Annotated in this window: 18 protein-coding genes and 1 pseudogene; all 19 read right to left on the reverse strand. The window is 27.4% G+C overall.

Annotation, left to right across the window (positions count from 1 at the left end; translation table 4 throughout):
• Positions 1-69 precede the first annotated feature (69 nt).
• Entirely contained in the window at positions 70-1,299 is a 1,230-nt protein-coding gene (gene scm1 / locus SDAV_RS07320) for a motility-associated protein Scm1 (protein WP_114565085.1), read from the reverse strand.
• Positions 1,300-1,392: 93 nt separating this feature from the next.
• Positions 1,393-3,642 carry a RelA/SpoT family protein gene (locus tag SDAV_RS07325; protein WP_114565086.1) on the reverse strand — a complete coding sequence of 750 codons (2,250 nt, stop codon included), beginning with the start codon at positions 3,640-3,642 and terminating at the stop codon, positions 1,393-1,395.
• Between the two features lie 51 nt (positions 3,643-3,693).
• A complete protein-coding gene (locus SDAV_RS07330) occupies positions 3,694-4,206 on the reverse strand; it encodes an adenine phosphoribosyltransferase (RefSeq protein WP_114565087.1) in 513 nt (170 codons plus the stop codon).
• 25 nt (positions 4,207-4,231) lie between these two features.
• Positions 4,232-7,408 (reverse strand): protein translocase SecDF, variant type, encoded by a 3,177-nt coding sequence (locus SDAV_RS07335; protein ID WP_245938323.1) that lies wholly within the window; start codon positions 7,406-7,408, stop codon positions 4,232-4,234.
• Between the two features lie 65 nt (positions 7,409-7,473).
• Complete coding sequence (locus tag SDAV_RS07340; protein WP_114565089.1) at positions 7,474-7,764, reverse strand: hypothetical protein; 291 nt, start codon at positions 7,762-7,764, stop codon at positions 7,474-7,476.
• Positions 7,765-7,829: 65 nt separating this feature from the next.
• Positions 7,830-8,126: a Holliday junction DNA helicase RuvB C-terminal domain-containing protein gene (locus tag SDAV_RS07345; RefSeq protein WP_186823350.1), complete on the reverse strand. Its 297-nt coding sequence runs from the start codon at positions 8,124-8,126 to the stop codon at positions 7,830-7,832.
• A 126-nt stretch (positions 8,127-8,252) separates the two neighbouring features.
• A complete protein-coding gene (locus SDAV_RS07350; RefSeq protein WP_114565091.1) occupies positions 8,253-8,774 on the reverse strand; it encodes an AAA family ATPase in 522 nt (173 codons plus the stop codon).
• The gene (locus SDAV_RS07355) at positions 8,761-9,048 is read right to left on the reverse strand and encodes a hypothetical protein (protein ID WP_114565092.1); all 288 of its coding nucleotides are present in this window, start codon (positions 9,046-9,048) and stop codon (positions 8,761-8,763) included. The genes SDAV_RS07350 and SDAV_RS07355 overlap by 14 nt, the downstream gene beginning before the upstream one ends.
• A gap of 376 nt (positions 9,049-9,424) precedes the next feature.
• On the reverse strand, positions 9,425-10,198 hold the full coding sequence (locus tag SDAV_RS07360; protein WP_186823351.1) for a hypothetical protein: 774 nt from the start codon (positions 10,196-10,198) through the stop codon (positions 9,425-9,427).
• On the reverse strand, positions 10,191-10,343 hold the full coding sequence (locus tag SDAV_RS12115) for a hypothetical protein (protein WP_186823352.1): 153 nt from the start codon (positions 10,341-10,343) through the stop codon (positions 10,191-10,193). The genes SDAV_RS07360 and SDAV_RS12115 overlap by 8 nt, the downstream gene beginning before the upstream one ends.
• A gap of 56 nt (positions 10,344-10,399) precedes the next feature.
• Complete coding sequence (locus SDAV_RS07365) at positions 10,400-10,627, reverse strand: hypothetical protein (RefSeq protein WP_114565094.1); 228 nt, start codon at positions 10,625-10,627, stop codon at positions 10,400-10,402.
• A gap of 360 nt (positions 10,628-10,987) precedes the next feature.
• Positions 10,988-11,575 (reverse strand): hypothetical protein, encoded by a 588-nt coding sequence (locus tag SDAV_RS07370; protein WP_186823353.1) that lies wholly within the window; start codon positions 11,573-11,575, stop codon positions 10,988-10,990.
• 223 nt (positions 11,576-11,798) lie between these two features.
• On the reverse strand, positions 11,799-12,260 hold the full coding sequence (locus tag SDAV_RS07375) for a hypothetical protein (RefSeq protein WP_114565096.1): 462 nt from the start codon (positions 12,258-12,260) through the stop codon (positions 11,799-11,801).
• 99 nt (positions 12,261-12,359) lie between these two features.
• Positions 12,360-12,524 carry a hypothetical protein gene (locus SDAV_RS12120; RefSeq protein WP_186823488.1) on the reverse strand — a complete coding sequence of 55 codons (165 nt, stop codon included), beginning with the start codon at positions 12,522-12,524 and terminating at the stop codon, positions 12,360-12,362.
• A 77-nt stretch (positions 12,525-12,601) separates the two neighbouring features.
• Positions 12,602-12,781, reverse strand: a complete 180-nt coding sequence (locus tag SDAV_RS07380) for a hypothetical protein (RefSeq protein WP_245938324.1) — start codon at positions 12,779-12,781, stop codon at positions 12,602-12,604.
• 26 nt (positions 12,782-12,807) lie between these two features.
• Positions 12,808-12,931, reverse strand: a pseudogene (locus SDAV_RS14660) (hypothetical protein).
• A 103-nt stretch (positions 12,932-13,034) separates the two neighbouring features.
• Positions 13,035-13,160, reverse strand: coding sequence for a hypothetical protein (locus SDAV_RS14095; protein ID WP_281268784.1), 126 nt, complete (start codon positions 13,158-13,160; stop codon positions 13,035-13,037).
• A gap of 110 nt (positions 13,161-13,270) precedes the next feature.
• Entirely contained in the window at positions 13,271-16,567 is a 3,297-nt protein-coding gene (locus SDAV_RS07390; protein WP_114565097.1) for a DEAD/DEAH box helicase, read from the reverse strand.
• Between the two features lie 121 nt (positions 16,568-16,688).
• Positions 16,689-19,424: a DEAD/DEAH box helicase family protein gene (locus SDAV_RS07395; RefSeq protein ID WP_114565098.1), complete on the reverse strand. Its 2,736-nt coding sequence runs from the start codon at positions 19,422-19,424 to the stop codon at positions 16,689-16,691.
• Between the last annotated feature and the right edge of the window lie 39 nt (positions 19,425-19,463).

Raw genomic sequence — 19,463 nt, forward strand, 5'->3', positions numbered from 1 at the left:
TAATTAATAGGATTATAGCATACCAAACGAAAAAAACTTTTTTATTTCAAAGAAGTTCTTACTAAAAGCCTATTTTCGATATCCTCGAACCAATAAATAAAACGAAACTAATAAAATATTAACAAAGAAGAAAGTTGTAATTACTATCACAACGGCTGGATATTGAAAATATTGGCGAAATATTGTTCACATTAAGGTTTGTCAAAGTAAACCAATTACTAATCATGTTAGCATTTGAACAAACATTAATAAATTATATGAAAATTCTTGTAAACGTGCTAAACAAAACAACATAAAATAAAGGGGAATAAAACTAATGATCATTAACCCTATTGCAACTACTAAAAGAATTCAGTTAGCTCTAACATACCCCGTTGTTGACGTGAAGGAAGGGAAAATCATAATTACAATAAAACCAATCATTAATAAAATCATTCCAATGTTGCTTCCTAAGCGTTGACGAAGTTCCCGACGAGAAGAAATATTAATGTATCCTAATCATTGCATAAAATGAGTTACAAATCCACCACGGTGTCCTGCTGATGATGGTAATAATAATTCAATTGCAATGCGAATTGATAATCCAATCACAACATTAGCAACAGCAAGGGGCATCACAAAAATAATTAATACTGCTCCTGCTTGCATAATTGTTGGTGCTTGCGCAAAAAGCGTTCCTAAGCCATATTGATTAATTATTAAACCTAATATTGAAAACACATTTGGTTGATATTGTACATTGTTTATTCAAGTTGCCAATCCTTGACCATTAGTTAAATTATATCAATAAATTTTTTCACGCAGTACAAAAGAAAAACCATCAGCAATGGCGATGAAAAATAATCCTAAAAATAAGGATAGATATAAAGTAAAGCCACCAATTCTTGTAATTCATTTACCAACTAATAAACGAACATTTCATTTTCAATGTGTTGCTGTTATATTTGTTAGTAAGACAATAACAAAAATTGCTGTTCCAACTGCAATTAATGTAAAAATAGGAACAAAAATATATAAATCAATTACTCAAAATTTAAAAAGAGCAAATCCATTTAAACTAAAAACTGCTTGAAAAGAACCATATGATAATAAAAAATTTAAAATATTATAAGCACTATCTCCCTGTAAAGTTTCTAATGGATTAGGGTTTAATCCTTTAACGCTTAATGAATTAATAATTTCTTGTTTTAAGGCTGTTACTTGTTGATTTAATGTTGGAACAACTGCTCCAGCTATAATAATTACAATTCCTGCTAAAAATCATATAGTACTAAATTTTAGTCAAGACTTTAATGCCATAGTCTCCTCCATGTTTCTAAATAATTATAGGTATATTATACCAAGAAAACAAGGAAGATGATATTTTTTATTTATTCTGAAGTGATTAACAAATTACATCATAACTCGTTCTAATACTTTAATATCTGGAATGGCTAATAATGATGACCGAATTTGTTGCAAGCGGTCAGCATTACTAACCTTAATAATTGTTTTAATTGTTAAATTCATTAAATCACCAGAAACATTAGCACTCATCATTTGAACCGATGCATTTAAATGACTTAATACTTTTGTCACATCAACTAGTAAGGCAGGTCGATCAATTGCTTCAATTCGAATTGCACAATCATATTGTTTATTTTTACAAACTGCTTCATTTCAACTAACTTTAACTTGGCGGTCTTGCTTATCACCGCTTTGAATATTACGACAAGTTTTTAAATGAACTTTAATCCCTTCAGCTTTAGAAACATAACCAGTGATGTCTTCATATGGAATTGGCAAACAACATTGTGAAATAACAACTTTAATACTTGAAATACCTTGGACAATGATATCATCTTTTAATTGCGCTTTTTTATATTGTTTATCTTGTAATTTTTTTAAAATTTTTTCATTTTGACTTGTTTCGTGATCTAAATAAACTAAATTAATTGCTTCTTCTAAAGTATATTCATCATTAGCAACATCTAACAAAAAATCTTCAATATTATTAAAATTAATTGCATGTAATCGTTCTAATTGTGTTTCTGAATCAACTAATTTTCATTTTAAATCTTTTTTTGCAATATATTCTTCAATTTGTGCCTTTGTTTGTTTAATTTTCTCTAAATTAACTGATTTTGCATCACTAGTTACTTCAACTAATTCTTTTTTCAAATACTTCTTAATTTTTTGTAGCGCCGATGATGTTTTTGCGACAACTAATCATGAATGATTTGGTTTTTGGGTTGCTGCTGTTTTAATATCAACCACATCTCCTGATTTTAAAACAGTTGAAATTGGTGAAAATAAACCATTAATTTTTGCTCCAATTGTTTTTTCTCCAATTTCAGAATGAATTTTATAAGCAAAGTCCAGAACAGTTGAACCAAATGGTAATGTTACAACCTTCCCATTTGGTGTTAAAACATAAATTAACGAAGAAAAAATATCATTTTGAATAATTTGTTCCATTAAATGATCTGGTTTATAAACTTCTTGTTGAATTTCATCTCGTTCTTGTACTGAAATATTTTCTAAATCTAAAATCCGTTTAAAAATATCTAATCGTTCATCAATATCTTTTTGTTTTTTTGCAATATCATAATTTTCCCCTTCTTTATAACGTCAATGCGCTGCTACCCCTTGTTCTGCTAATTCATCCATTTCTTCAGTTCGAATTTGAATTTCAAAAATAAGACCATCATCAGCCGCAATTGTAGTATGCAAAGATTGATATAAATTATGTTTTGGCGTAGCAATATAATCTTTAAAGCGATTATTTAATGGCGTATAATGCTGATGGACAAAACCTAACACCTTATAACAATCATCAACACTATTTGTAATAATACGAACAGCTAAAATATCATGAATATCATCAAAATTTTTACCAAACTGATTCATTTTACGATAAATTGAATAAATTGATTTACTACGTCCATATACTTTTACAGGCATCTTTTTCTCAGTAATTAAAATTTGTTTTAATTCTTCAATTTTTTGATTAATAGTATTTTCTCGCTCTTTATTACTTGATTCTAATAATGAAACAATTTTATTGTATTGCACAGGGTTAACAATTTTAAAACTAATATCTTCAATTTCTTGTTTAACAGCTTTCATTCCTAAGCGATGAGCAATTGCTGAATAAATTTCTAAACTTTCTCGTGCAATAATTTGTTGACGTTCTGGTTTTAAATAACCAATTGTTTTTAAATTATGTAAACGATCAGCTAACTTGACAATAATTACGCGAATATCTTTCGCCATTGATAAATATAACTTTCGTAAATATTGTGCCTTAATTTGTGTACGATTTTCTTTTGCAAAATAACTAACTTTGGTTACCCCTTCAACTAAATTAGCGATTTCAATCCCAAATAATTCTTGTAATTCTTCAAAGGTAGCAGGAGTATCCTCTAAAACATCATGTAATAACCCAGCAATTAAAGTTTTTGGCCCCATTCGCCATTGTGCCAAAAAAAAGGTTGTTCATAATGGATGGATAATATACGCTGCTCCGCTATTGCGAACTTGCCCATGGTGTTTTTCTTCAGCATACTGATATGCTTTCTGAATTTCCTTTAATGTTGCTTCATCTTTAATATACAACTTAATTTGGGCTAAGACTTCTTCGTATTTAATATCTCAATCCATTATAAACAACCCCTTTTTCTTATAATAATTATAATTATATCGCGTTTAGCATTAATATTCAATCAGGGTTTTAATTGGATATGAATCTAAATCTTTTTTACCATTCAAATATGTTAAATCAATCACAAAAGCTAAACCAGCAATTTTTGCTTGTTCTTGCTTAACTAATTGACACATTGCACGTGCTGTTCCTCCCGATGCTAAAACATCATCAACAATCAACACACGATCATTTGGTTGTAAATCTCCGGCATGAATCTCTAATTGATTTGCCGCATATTCGTAGCTATATTTTACATCAATAACTGCGCGGGATAATTTTCCCGCTTTTCGTACAGGAATAAACCTTAAATTGGTAGCAAAACTAACAGCTGGGCCAAACAAAAAACCACGTGCTTCAGGAGCAATAATTACTGTTGCTTTTTGAGCAACAGCATACGCTGCTAATTGCTTAATTACTGTTTTAAAAGCCAAAGCGTTATTTAATAAAGGAGTAATATCACGAAAAATAACCCCCGGTTCTGGAAAATTAGGAATATCAACAATAAACTTTTTTAGATCCATTTTTAAAAATTCCTTTCTTGGTTAATTAATCATTAATTCCAACAACAATTTGTTCATCAACTTCAACACGTTGTGAATCTAAGTAATTTTTAACACGGATTTTATTTAACGCACGATATTTTTCTAATGCTACTCAAATTGGGATTGCAACAAATAATGTCGCAAACATCCCAATAATTAAACCAATTAAAATAACAACATTAAAACCAAATCATGTTCCTGAAAAAGCCACTAAAGTAATTAATAAAATTGCAAACATAATTACTAATGTTAAACAGTGCTGTAGCATTTGTTTAATTATAATATTAGCAACTTTTTGTAAAAAGTTATGTTCATAATTATAGATACGAAACTCTTTTTGAATTTCTCGGATGATTTTATGGTTTTTACTTTTAATATCTTTTGCCACCAATTCTACCCGGTGCAATTGGTCACGATATTGTTTTTTCAATTCTTTTAATTTTAAATCTGGATTTTTAACTGCTAATTTTTTTAATTCCTCTTGATAATAAACTTTATGAGCACGACGTAAACGTTTAATTTGAGCACGATGTTCTGACATATAGGCAAAGAATGTTTCATACTCACGAATATTAATTGCTTTTTTATTTTGTTTTGCACGCACCATTACCATTGTTCCAAAAGCAATTCCAAACCCAAAAATCGTTAAGAACGCAATTGACATTTCAAAGGTAATTAACAACTGCGTAATAATTGCAATTGCAATATTAACAATTAACGTAAAGATTGTGGCTAACACCATTCCAACAAATTGTGCTCAATCTAAACGGAATAATGTATAAACAAAAATACATGCTAAACCAATTGCCAGGCTAATTGCCGCAATTTTTAAGATATAACCTTCCATAACTGGATCAGTTTGTTGTAAGGCTAATGATGTATCACTAGGGCTAGCACCATAAAATGAAGCAATGCTTGATAACAATTCACGTTCAAAAGTACCCTTAGTAATATTTGTACTAACAACTAAAATACGGTTACTATTACCAGTATATTGTCGTTTAATCACATAAATATTAAAAATAAAATTATGACGTGTTATTTGCCGATACTCTTCAATTTGCGTATTTAACTTGGCAATTGCAACTTCATCTGGAACTTGTTTAGACACATCTGTTCCTCACAAGTCTTCATTAACTGTAATATTAATTCCTGGTTTAATTGTATTAGCAACATTTGCTTTTCCAGCAAAACCAATTGCTAAGGCAATTATTAATAAAATGATTCCAACAATTGGGGTTCATTTTGTAATATTATAAAAGGTTCATTTGCCATGTTTTAATTGTTTACGCTTTTTATTTTCTACAGGGGTTGAAGCAGATAATTCTGTTTCAGCATTAGCAGGCATGTTTGCTTCAACATCAGATGGAAACTCAGTTGTTGAAGAATCCACTATTTTAACATCAGTAGCTAGTTTTCTTGATTGTTTCTTAAACAATCAAGCTCATAATGAAAATCGTGAAACATCTAACCAACGATATTTTTCTTGTCAATGTAACTTAATGACAATTCAATACATTAACCGCGCTACGGCAAAAACCATAATAATTGCAATAATTAAACCAACTAATAAAATTGTGGCAAATGATTTAATATTATTAGTTCCTATTCAAAATAGAGACAGTCCCAATATTACTAAAACAACTAAAGCATCGATAAAAACAGCAATTGTTTGTTTATTAGCAATTTTCATTGCTGGTTCAAATGGGATGTTATTTTCATACCGCTCACGTTTATACCGTGAAAAGAACAACAAGTTTCCTTCTAATGATAATCCAAAAGCAATAATTAAGGCGGCAATACTTTCTGGTGAAATTTCAACCTTTAATAAAGATGAGAAATATAAGGTTGAAATAATTGTAAAAAATAAAGTTAAGACGGCAATTAATCCAAATAAACGATAATAAACTAATAATACAATAAAAATAACCAAAAATAGAACACATAAAATAATCATTGAAATTTTAAACACATTTGTTGAAACAACCGGTAGGATTTCGCGATAACCGCGAATAGTAAATTCTAGTCCACTTAGTCCCCCATTAACCAAGTTACTAATTTGACGAGCTTCTGTCTCGGTTGATGTTGTAATTTGATTTGAATTTTCGGCTGCACCAGTTCCAATTTTAATTGAATTTCAATTAATAATATATTTTTTATATGCTTCGGTCAAAACACTATTATATTCAATAATTGTTTGTAAATATGGTCGCAATGGATCAATATATGCATTTGTTGTAGCACTTTTATCATTTGGATCAATTAATAAACGATTTGTCGGTACTGTTGTAAAACGAAAACGACTATCTTCCATTCATGTTCTAATTTGTGAAATTGGATAACGTAATGCTAAATCTAACAAATTTCCATGCTGAATTCGAGCAGTCCCTGTATCATAATATTCTACATCAAAAATATGATAAATATTTGTTCAATCTGTTGAATAAACCTTACTACGAATATCAACACTAAACAAAGTTGCAATTGCTTGTATATTATCAATATCATGGCGTAAATCATCAATCATTTGACCAATATCAGTTCAAATATATAATGGCTGTGCTTGTCCGCCTCCTTCTGCTGGTTTTAAACTATTAATAATGCTATCTCATTTTTGTTGATTTTTAATTTTTAAGGTAATAATTGGTCGACGTGCTTGGTCAACTCCCGTTGTTGAATCAGAGATAACATCACTTAATGGTGTTCGTTCTTTTGTTACATTATTATCACTAATTAATAAATCTTTTCCCTTATTATCAGTTAAGTAAATTGCTCCTAATCGTTGAATTATTTTACTTAAGTCATTATAAGATTTAAACCTATCTTTTCCAACAATAACTTCAACCGAATTACGTCCTAATGTTTGTAAATATAAATTTTGGTTTGATAAAGGATCTAATTTATTTCTTAATAATTCTAAACCTTTTTTGCTATCTCCATTTGGAGTATCCGGTGAATAATTAGGGTCTCTTTTGTCAAAAACATCAATTTGAACTTGATATCCTCCTGAATAAGCAATTCCTGTTTGAAATGAATAACGAAAACTATCCGCTGAAAAAAGCGCACCAACAATCATAGCAATAACTAAAACAATTAACGTTCCGATTCGGATAATTAATCGACTTATTGCTCTTTTATCTTTTGGCTCTTTAATTATTTTAACTTGTTCTTTCTTTCCCACGCTTGACACCACTATTCTACTTTTCAACTTTTCTTTATATATTGTACACTATTTCTTATCTAATCCTATGATTTAATAAACATATCTTTAAAATCATCTAACGATAAATCTGGATCAGTAATTTTTTGATTATTCATAAATTCAATTATCCGGTTAAGTTTAATATTAAAAATATAATAAGCAGCATCACTAACATCAATAATTTTTTTATCAACTAAAATTATTTTTAATAAATAATTAATAACATCCTGTTCAGTAATATTTCGATTTAATAACTTTAAATCTACTGTTTTTAAACTAATCATTTTTAAAACATAATTAGCAATTTGTTGTTGTTCTTTTTGATGATTTTGCATTATATTTACACCTTACCTTAGTTCCAATTATTATTATAACTAAGTTATTTAAAAAATTAAGCAATTTATGTTAATTTTTTTAAAAATTCAATTGCTTTTGATGTTAATACCCGTCCCCGTGGGGTTTTTAACAAATAGCCCTTTTTTAATAAAAATGGTTCTAAATTATTGGTAATTGTTAAAAGCGGTTCATTTAAAATTTGGCCTAATGTTCCTAAACCAACTGGTTTTTGTTGGAAAAGATGATAAATATGTTTTAAATAATTAACTTCATTTCATTCTAACCCATCTTGAAATACTTTTAAATTAGTTAAAATTTCTTTTAAAAAGTCAAGATCAATTGAACAAGAATTAACAACCAAATAGTCATATACTAGATAAAATAACCGCAAAGTGGTGCGGGGATTATTACGACTATAACTTGTTATTAATTGTAATTCATTAGCTGGTAAAACTAATCCAAATTGTAAAAATAAATTATTTAAAATTTATTGAATTTCAAAATTACTATATTCTTCAAAATAAAAAACAGTTGTAAAACGATTCAATAATGGTTGTGGAATTTGATATAACAAAGTTGTTGCTGCTAAAAATATAAAAGGTGGCAATGATAATGTTACATTTTTAGTATTATAATCTTTTCCTAAAATTAAGTTTAAGCAATTGTCTTCTAGAACCGGATATAATGTTTCGCTTACTTCTTGACTAATAGCATGAATTTCATCAATAAAAACTAAATAAAAAGATTTAATTTGCATTAAACAAGTAATAAGGTCACTTGATTTTTGTAAATTTGGTCCATGTAAAAGATGTAATTTTTGTTTTAATAAATTGGCAATTAAATATTCTAAACTTGTTTTTCCCATACAACTACCGCCAATAAAAAGCATATGTTTTAAAAGCAACTGTTGTTTTTGACTAGCTGATATCATAATTTTTAAATTTGTTTTAATACTTTCTTGACCAATATATGTTTCAAAATTATCAGGACGAAAATTAAGTAACTGCATTTTTGCTGATTGCTGTTAAAACTATTTTTAAATATTGGTCAAGTTGCTTTGGTGGTTGTTTAATTGCATTAATTGTTTGATAAATAGTTTTTAAAGAATAACCTAATGTTTTTAAACAATTAATAACTTTATTTTGTAAATTATTATATTTTTTCGTGAAATAAATTTTTTGTAATGCATTAAATAAAATTCGACCACTATGAACTTTTAATCCTCGTAATTGCTCAATTTGATGTAAATTATTTTGTTGAACTAAAGTTAATAAATCTTCCACACTAATTTGTTGTAATAATTTAACAGCAGTTTTAACTCCAATTGTTGGAATTGTTAATAAATCACAAAAATTTTTTTGTTGCTAAATCTAAAAAACAAAATCATTGAAAATAATCTTTTACTACTAAAAAAGTATATAATTTAATCTGCATTGTTTTCTTAAACTCAAATAATTTATTTGTAACTAAATTAATTTAATAACCATAATTATTATGTTCTAAATAAATTAAATTTGCATTAATTTCCTGAACTGTTCCATAAATTGAAGCATACATCTCTCCTATCTTCCTCCTATCTTAGATTAACTTGTAAATTACAAGAAATCCTTTTTAAAAATAAAAAAAATCATAGATAATAATGAGTTTAAAAATTAATTTTTATAATTTTCATTTTACTTTCAAAGAAAATGAAGCTGTTCCTTTATAAAGATTTGATTTATCCGCTAAAATAACTAATTGCACATCAGATGTTGCACCAGGTGTTTTATTAACACTACCATCAATTCTTAGAAATAAATTTTCATCTTTTTGCGCCGTTTGTAACAACGCTAATGATTTTGTTGATAACTTATTTGAAATTTCTGAATTTGCTATCATAGCTGATAAAATATCTTTAGGTATATCACTTGAAATATCAATAGAAGTATTTGCTAAATTTGTACCCAAATTAATAATATTAATTCGTTTTGACTTAGCTTGGATTGCAATATTAGTAATACCATAAAAATTAGTTGCCTTATCTGCATTAATAATAATTGTAACTGCATAGGCTGTTTTATCTTCGTGAAAACGTTCACTACTAAAAGTTAAAGTAGTAGCTGGATCTTTAATTGCTTCTAACAGTTGTGGCTCTAATTTCCCATCATTTTTGGAACCAATTTCTAAGGTTAATAAAGCACCGTATAAATCCATCCAATTATTTGAATCTTCAATTTCAATAACTTGTTTACTTAAATCACCACCTAATAAAGTAATATTAGTTCGTTCACTGACACCTCCACCACTATTTTCATTATTTGCAGTGTTTGCAAAGTGTTGTCATAATTGTCATCCACCAATGCCAAAACCAACAAGTGATATTACTAAAATAAAAATTAAACTTCAAATTTTTAATTGCATTTTTTGATTAATAGTATGTAAAATTTTACGCATTGATGTCATGGAATCGGGTTCCATTTTTTGCCAAAGCAATAGCTTTACCTTCAATTGATGGTGATGTTATCACTAATTCAGTTGGCAAATCAATAGGTTTTTCTTTAATATCATTATCATCTTTATTTTTATCATTATTTGTCATTTCAATTTTACTTGCCGCCTCTAATTCTAATTTAGTTGTTGCTTCAGGAATTGGTTTTAATGTTTCAACTTTTTTTCTTGAACTACAAGAACTTTTTCAATCGGTGGCTTAGGTTTAATTGGCAACGAACGAGGATGAGTTGGAATTTTATCAATTGTTTCTTTTGATAATTGAATTGTTTGGTTAACAACAGGAACTTTTGGATTGCCTGAGACATCTAAAAAATTATTTTTTCAAAAAAAGGTATACTTATTATCCTTACAATTAATTAATGAAATTGGCATTATTCCTGCATCATTTTTAAGAGTAAATGTTGGATTAATTTTACAAACAAAAAGAAGTAAATTATTAACATATTTTGTTCGGTCACTACGAATTGCTAAAATAATTTTTTTAAAGGTTTTTTACAAGTATCACACATTTCATCATATATAGCGCGCATATCATTTTGCATTGTTTATACTTCCTTTAGTCCAATCATATTCTATTATGTTGTAAATCACTTATTATTATATCACTCACATTTTCAAATATTCTTTATTTGTTATCTTAGAAAAAGCAAAGAATAGGATAACATCCTTTTTGTAAATTGCCATTATTTTAAAACCTATAAAAAGGTAATGATTAGACTATAAATAATTAGTTTAAATATTTAAATAACTTGAAACTCTATTAATTATTTGTAAAAAAGAATATTTATTATTATCAACGTTAATATCTTTTCACATTACATTAATAAAAAAACTATAGTAAAAGTTAAATTCATTATTCATAAAGGTGAAGTAACTTAAACTAATATCATTATATGAATAGACTCAACCTTTATGTAATAATTTTATAGTCAAAGATTTTTCATTCTTTGTATAATTAACTTTATACTTTAGATTGTTGCTCACAACATCGGCACCTTTAAGCGTACCTTGTAAATCTGATGTTCTCTTATTAAAAAAATTAAAAATGGGAGTAAAAATTGCACCAATGTATCCTATTTCTAAGTTTTTCTTTAAAACACTAGCACTGTTAAGTACCTTATCAAAAACCGCTTGGTTCACCTTAAAAACAAGACGATAATTCTCATAATATGTTTCTAACTTAAAACAATGTCAAAACTCCATTACCACTTTTGCAAACTCCTCAAGCTGATAATCAAAGACATCTTTTACAACTACAATCTTCAATTGTTCTTCTAATTTTATATACATAGACTTTTTAAATGGTAAATTCTCAATCACAGCATTTTTAAAAGTCAAGGTATCAAAAGTAAATAAAATATAATAATTTTCATCCTATTTTATGTTATTTGAAATATATGTTTTTTTATAAAAGTTTAAAAATTTTTCTGGCGCCAATTTATCAGCGTCATATACCTCACCCGCTCACGCCAACACAGAATGTTCTTTTAAAAACGCATCTCTTGGAAAAGGTAACACTTTTAAAGGAACCGTTACCATGTCACTAAAAAAACAAAATATTTTTATTCTTTAAAACTTTTTGAATAATGGGCAAAATAACCTGCTTCTCCGTTATGTTATTATGATATCTATTTCATACAATTTTATAATTTTCTTTTTGAAAGGTATTATGAACAAAATTAGTAAAATACTTTTCAATGTTATCTTGTATATTGTCTAAAGCAACCAAATCATTAGTTATAACTACTAGAGCTTCAATATTAGCCCTCGCTTGCAATCCTTTAAATTTTACTTCATAAGCAATATTAACTCGCACTGTAATTCCCAATATTGCTTGCGAAATAGCTTCTAATAAGTCTACTATATTATCAAAATTAATATGATACAAAGTAAATGAAATATCATTATCCGCTAACAACGGCATCGTATCCACATAATAATTTGAATAGCGATCTCGTAAACTTTGATTTAAATTAACAAACTCTGCTTTAAAACCAGTAAGCAACTGTGTTAAAAAACGATATTTACTAATTGTTTCACCTGTTAAAGTTAAGTGATCATCCCTTGTTTTTAACTCTCCTACTAACTCTGTAAAAAATGGTATTTAATCCGAGTAATCATTAATATCAATTGTTGTCTTTGTATCCCACCATGCTGTCAACGTTTGGCGTACTTTGACTTTGATCTGATTTAAAATTTCAAGATCTTTATTATCATTTACTTCTTTATCATCAATATTGTGTTTTGGCCGTGTTCTACAACTAGCCACCGCAAACACACTACCACTACACGGAAAAAGTTTAAGATTTTAATAATACAAAATATAGCAAATGGAATTAATATAATTTACGCTTCACCTAAGAAAACCATTATCTCAGGTAAAATATTTGTTATACCTTTTTTAACTTTTCATAATGCACTAGTCAAACCAGTTCAAATCCCAGTCATACCCTCAGTCATAGTTTTAGGTGTAGGTGTAGTTGATGTTAAAAAATTAAACGCTGTTGTTAAATACATACCTAACATTATTTATTACTCTCCTTTCTTTCAATTTATTTTTTTTCTTTTTTCTTTCCTCGAATTTGTTTAATTTTTTGATAAATTGATAAAGCAATTCAAGCAAAAATCCCTAATATATATAACAACACTAAATATTGTCGTTAATCAAGTAGGCATATTACATCTCCTCTCTAAAAATATTGCGGCACGCTTCGCGTGTTCGCTACGCTCAAAATAAACTATATTGAATAAATTACCGCTAATAAATTACGCGGATAATTTATTCATTTTCTTTTACATTATCTTTTACATTATTAATTACTATTTTATTTACAGTATTAATAACAATATCTTTTCCATATTTAGTTACTAGGGACCGCAAAATAAAATAATGTTTTCTTTCCATTAAAAAATCAACTCCTTTCAAAGTTGATTTGTTGAACTTCGATTACACGATGCCCTATGTAAAAATATTTTTAAAAATTATTATACTTTTTTTTGTTATTTCCTTTATTTTTATAACTCAAGAATATTTCGTAATTCTGCTTCTGAGAATTTTGTAAAATTAGCATTTTCTGAATTATTATTTAAAACAGCATCAATTACAGCTTGTTTATTATCTTGAATTGTTAAAATTTTTTCTTCAATAGTTCCTTTTGCAATTAACTTAATTACTTGAACAGTATTCTGCTGTCCAAAACGATGAGCACGATCTGTTGCTTGATTTTCTACGGAAGGATTTCATCATGGATCAAAATGGATAACAAAATCCGCTGCTGTTAAATTTAAACCAATCCCACCAGCTTTTAAAGAAATTAAAAAAACATTAACTGTTGTATCCTCATTAAACTTTTGTGTCATTAGCACACGACTTTCCGAACGAGTTTTCCCATCTAAATAAAAGTATTGTAAACCGATTTCTTCAACAATTGCTTTAATTCGTTTTAAAACAGTAGTAAATTGTGAAAAAATTAATATTTTATGACCACTACCAGCAAGATCACCAAAAATATCACGTAATGCATCTAATTTAGCACTTTCATTTTGATATTTTTTATCCAAAATACTTGGGTCACAACAAATTTGCCGTAACTTAGTTAAGGTAGAAAAAATTTTTAAACGATTTTGATTATATTGTCCAGCTGTTAAAATTTTATTAATTTCTTCTCGAGCAGCATTAGCGTATGCAGCATAAATTTTCTTTTGTCGTGCTGTCATTTCCACTAAAATTTTATTTTCAATTTTTGGTGGTAATTCACTCATTACCCCTTGTTTTAAACGTCGCAAAATAAATGGTGCAATTTTTTGTAATAATTCTTTTTTAACTGCTTCGTTTTGTTCACAAACAATTGGAATTTCATATCGCTTTTGAAATTGTTGCTGTTGTAATAAAAAGCCAGGTAAAATAAAATTAAAAATTGACCATAATTCAGTTAAATTATTTTCAATTGGCGTTCCTGTTAAGGCAAACCGAATCCCTGTCTTTAAAGTATTCACCACTTTTGCATTAATTGATTGTGGGTTTTTAATATGTTGTGCTTCATCTAAAAAACAATATTGAAAGAAAATTTGTTGATAATAATGAATATCACGGCGTAATAATGGATAAGAGGTAATAACCACTTGCCCTTGGTTAATTTTGGTAAATAACATTTCCCGTGTTTTTCGTTCCCCAGCAATAACTAATGTTTGTAACATTGGTGCAAACCGATCAATTTCCTTTTTTCAATTATAGATTAATGCTGCTGGAACAATAATTAAAACCGGTTCCATTTCTCGATTTAATTCATATTCATTTAAAATAAAGCTAATTGTTTGTAATGTTTTTCCTAATCCCATTTCATCTGCTAAAATACCACCAAACCCTAACGAAGCTAAGGTTTTTAATCAAAAATAACCTTTTTTTTGAAAATCACACATCATAGATGCTAATGATGCTGGAACACTAAATTCATTTTCTTCTAAATGCTTAATTTTTGTAATTAAATTCTCAAAATCAACATTAAAACAGCAATTAAACTCAGCTCATAAAGTTAAATTATTATACACTGTTAAAGCATGATATTTTGGAACTTGTAATTTTCCTTGCATAAATTGTTCTTGTTTAAAATTAAATTGATTAATTAAAGTTGCAAATTTTTGTAATGTTTGTTCTTGCAAATCAATAATGCTACCATTTGTTATTTGATAATATTTCTGGTTACGATTAATTGCATTTAAAATTTCTCCTAAATCTGAATAATCAAGTTTTGAAAGTTTAAAATCAAATTCTAACCAGTCATTTTTTTGATTAACATTAATTGTAGTACTTGTTACTTTAAAATCAATTAAACGTACATTTTTAAAATTATCAGTATAAAAAATTTGTGAAAGCGTTTCTAATGTTAAAATATCTTTTGATAATAATTTTAAAACATGTTCCAATTCATTTAAGACAAAATAATTCCCTTTTTGAACAAAACCAATTTGTTTACAAAATGTTAAATATTCTTGTTCATGATAAACATTTCGTAAAACAATTTTATTGTCATTATTGGATTTATTTAGTAAATCAAATGTTATTTTTCCATAGCGAAAAAGAGGTCGTAACATAATTTCTTTGTTCTTAAAATCAAAATAGCTTTCAATAACTAATGGTGTTTTTTCTAATGAATTTAAAATTATAGGGTCAATTTGAACTGCATTATCTGGATAATCTAATAAGGAAACAATTTCTTTAATAACATCATTAGTTTGCTGTGGATTAAAGATAATTTTGTTGTGTTTTGTTAATGCCATTGTTTGATAAATTGGTCCTAATAAAAAAGTATCTTTATCATTTAATAAAAAAATTTGTTTAGTATCAAAGAGACTTTGTTGCGTTGCTGTTAAAATAATTGGATTTTCTTTTTTATTAATAATTTGAATAACATTATCTTCTTGTTGAATAGATAAGGCTGGTTGATATTGATCAACACTAATTTTAACATCAGAATATTCTTCCCCATCAATTATTAGTTTAATTGTTTTCCCTTTAATGTGTTTTAAAAATCGTTCTGTTTGAAATGCTGAAAACCCAAAACTTTTTGTAATTGATACCCCATAAAAATCCATTTTTTGTGTTTGTAAAAAACTACTAACATTAATAAATTCTTGTTGTAAAAACATAATTACTTTTTCAGCAAATGGTGCAAAAGTACTTTTATTAGGATAAAAAGTAAATTTTTGTGAAATTTCATAACCTTTTAAATAATCTGGATCAAGGGCAGGTTTGGTTAAAAAACTCAAAAAATGATAAATATTTTTAATATCAAACAACTGCTTACCTTCATATCCTAACTTTAGTTGTACTGCTGGTGGTTGTTGCAAAGTAGAATCAATAATTAAACTACATTGGCAAGTAATAATTCGTTCTTTTAAACTATCATTTTGTTTATTTTTATTAATAAATGTTGTTAATAGTTTATTACTCGCTGTAAAAAATAACCGTCAAGTAACCAAATTATTGTTTGATTCATAAAATACAAAAAGTAAAACCGCAATAATATGCTGACAAATTTGATGTTGAAAATTATAGTCAATACAACTACAATTTTGCCGTGTTAAAAAAGTTAAATTATTGATTAAAGTAAAAACAACATTAACATCATAATAATCCCCACTATGTTTTGACGCTACTTGGCAATAAAGCATTAATTCTTTTTCATCGCTTGAACTTTTCTGTTCATCAATTTTTAATAATGTTATTTTTTTTGTTTCGTATAACTGTTCGGCATTATTAAATATTGCTAATCTCGCTAAACTCCGAATGTATTCAAGATTAAAACTTTCCATTTTACTATAGGCTCCTTTAATAAAATAATACTTATTATTTAATTATAATACATTTTTGTTTAACTGGTGAAATGGATTAATCTTTTTTACTTACAATTATAAAAATACATTTTAATATCATCTATTCTTCTTCAAGTTGAACAAAAAATTTTGCAGTAAGATAATTGTCTGTTAACATTGTGTCATACTTGCCAAAGCCAACAAAAGAATATAATTTTAATCCTAAATTCGGTAATTTTAAATTAATTTTATTTTGTAAAAATAAGTATTTGGTTATTGCACTATTTTGCATATCTAGCACTAATTTATTAGCCATTGTCATCACTTCTGGAATTGACCAATAAAATATCTTTTGATCAGGTAAATATTTGGTTAATTTTCCATAACCAGTACCATCTTCATCCGCCAAAATAACTTGTTTTGTTTGATCAAATGTTAGATATCCTGCTTGAAAAGCAATAATTCGTAATTCACCTCGTGATAATAAAAAATTAGTTCGACCAATTACGGATAATACTTGTTTTACAGTATAAGTTGTCCCGGGTAATAATGGTGTTGCTGCACTAGAATACATTTTTAATGTTTCATTTTCTAATTTATATTGTAAAAGTAACAATAATTCAGCGACAATTACTTGATGCTGGTCAATAAAATAAGTTACTAAATCAGGAATCGTTAAATAATTTGGAAATAATTGCGTAAAAACATTCATACTTGTTACTTCATATAATAATGATGTTATTAATAAATTATCATATTCAAGGTTAATTGCATTAGCAGTAATAGTTTGACTTAAACGTAAAATAAAATAATTAATAATTGGATAACTATCTAAAAATAAAAATTGTTTTAAAATATTTTTATTACGATTAGTATTATTTTCATTTTGATGATAATGCCTAATATTTCGGCCAATTTTAACATAAAAATCGTTAACATAATTATAAAATTGGTATAAGGATAAATCATAATCAGTTAGTAAATGTTTTAATCCTGCCTCTTGATATTTTTGATAATATTCACGAATATGGTTTTTAATTCGAGCCCGATTATCATATCATTTTCGTAAGTTATTTAAAATAATTTTTTGTGAGCGTTGTTCTAAGGTAATTGTACAATTATAAGGCAGTCCTTCATTAGCTAACAGTCCCTTTATTGATGTTAATTTCGGATCATATAAGTTTTTAATCCCAACAGCAATATCATATTTGCTATCAATATTACTAATTAAATCATAAACTTCTAAGCGACTTTTTAATTCTGTTTTACGAAGCCCTCGCCCAAGCTGTTGTAAATAAACTGTTTTTGAATTTGTTGGTCGTAATAAAATAATAATATTAATTTCTGATACATCAATTCCTTCATTAAACATATTAACAACACATAAATAATTAATTCGCCCTGTTTTAAATTCATGTAAAATCCGCGCGCGGTAGTCACGATTTTCAGATGTTAAGTAATCTGCTCGTAAATGGTTTGTTCGTAAAAATGTTGCTACCAATTTAGCATGTTCAATTGTAACACAAAAAATTAAGGCAACTGGTTTTGCATATAAGCCAATATATTTATCAATCATTTTTAATAATAACTCATTTCGAGCATTTGTATTTAACTTTTTAAAAAGTTCATTATCAGCGTTTAAATCAACGCCAGTTAAATCAACCGTATTATCATCAATACAATAATAATCAAATGGACATAATAAACGTTGATTAACTGCATCTCATAGTCGTAATTCTTCGGCATATTCATCAAGAAAATATTTTTTAATGGACTTACCATCTTCTCGTTCTGGTGTTGCTGTTAATCCAAGTACTTGTTGTGGTTTAAAATAATTAAAAACTTGGTCAAAGGTTGTAGCAGCAATATGGTGTGCTTCATCAAAAATAACCACATCAAAATAATTTGCCGCAAACTGTGGTAACCGACTTGCCATGGTTTGAATAGTTGCAAAGATATGCGTTTGATTCTGTATTACTTTACCCTCATACATTACTTCTCCAAAAGTTTGATCCATCAAAACATTGCGAAAAGTTTGTAAGGCTTGGTCTAAAATTTCTTTCTGATGAGCCAAAAACAACAACTTCAAGGGTTGATGATTATTTTCTTGTAATTGGTGTAAATAATCAAACGCAGCAACAACAGTTTTCCCCGTTCCCGTTGCCATAATTACTAAATGTGATTGTTTACCACAACGACGACGATACTGTAATTTTGCCACAATTGCTTTTTGAAAATCATATAAGTATTTTCGAATGGTTAAAATTTCAGTTGCAGTATGATTAAACATTGTTGCAATTCGCATTGATTTATTTTGACTAATACGTTCTAATAAATGATTACGTGCTATTTCATCATTAAAATCAACTAAAACTTCATTTCATAAATGCTCAAATTCATCAATTATTTCCGTAACTAAATTAGGATTATTTTTTGTTGTTAACTTAATATTTCATTCTCGCCCAGTAACCATTCCTTTATAAGTTAAATTTGAAGAACCAAGAATTACGGTTGAAATACCATGGAATCGTTTAAAAAGGGAAGCTTTAATATGAATTCGTTCACTTCGTTTTTCTAAATTATCTTCAACTTTAACTTGGATATTATCATAAGTTGTTATTAAACGGGTCAATTCTAATAAATTATTGTATTCTGATAAATCATCAAAAGTTGTTGTAATAATTCGAATTGGAATTTTTTGCATTCAGCAATGTTTAATTGATGCTTCAATTTTATTAATAATTGCCTTTGAAATAAAAGGAAAAACAAAGCATACTTCATCAGCAGTACACATTTCATTATTTAATTCAACTAATAATTTTTGCTGATTTTGATTTGTAAAAAACTTTTCTCCCATTTATTATCATCTCTCTTCTGGTAATTATTAAATAAAATA

The organism is Spiroplasma phoeniceum P40, assembly GCF_003339775.1.
GTDB classification, from domain to species: Bacteria; Bacillota_I; Bacilli_A; order Mycoplasmatales; family Mycoplasmataceae; genus Spiroplasma; species Spiroplasma phoeniceum.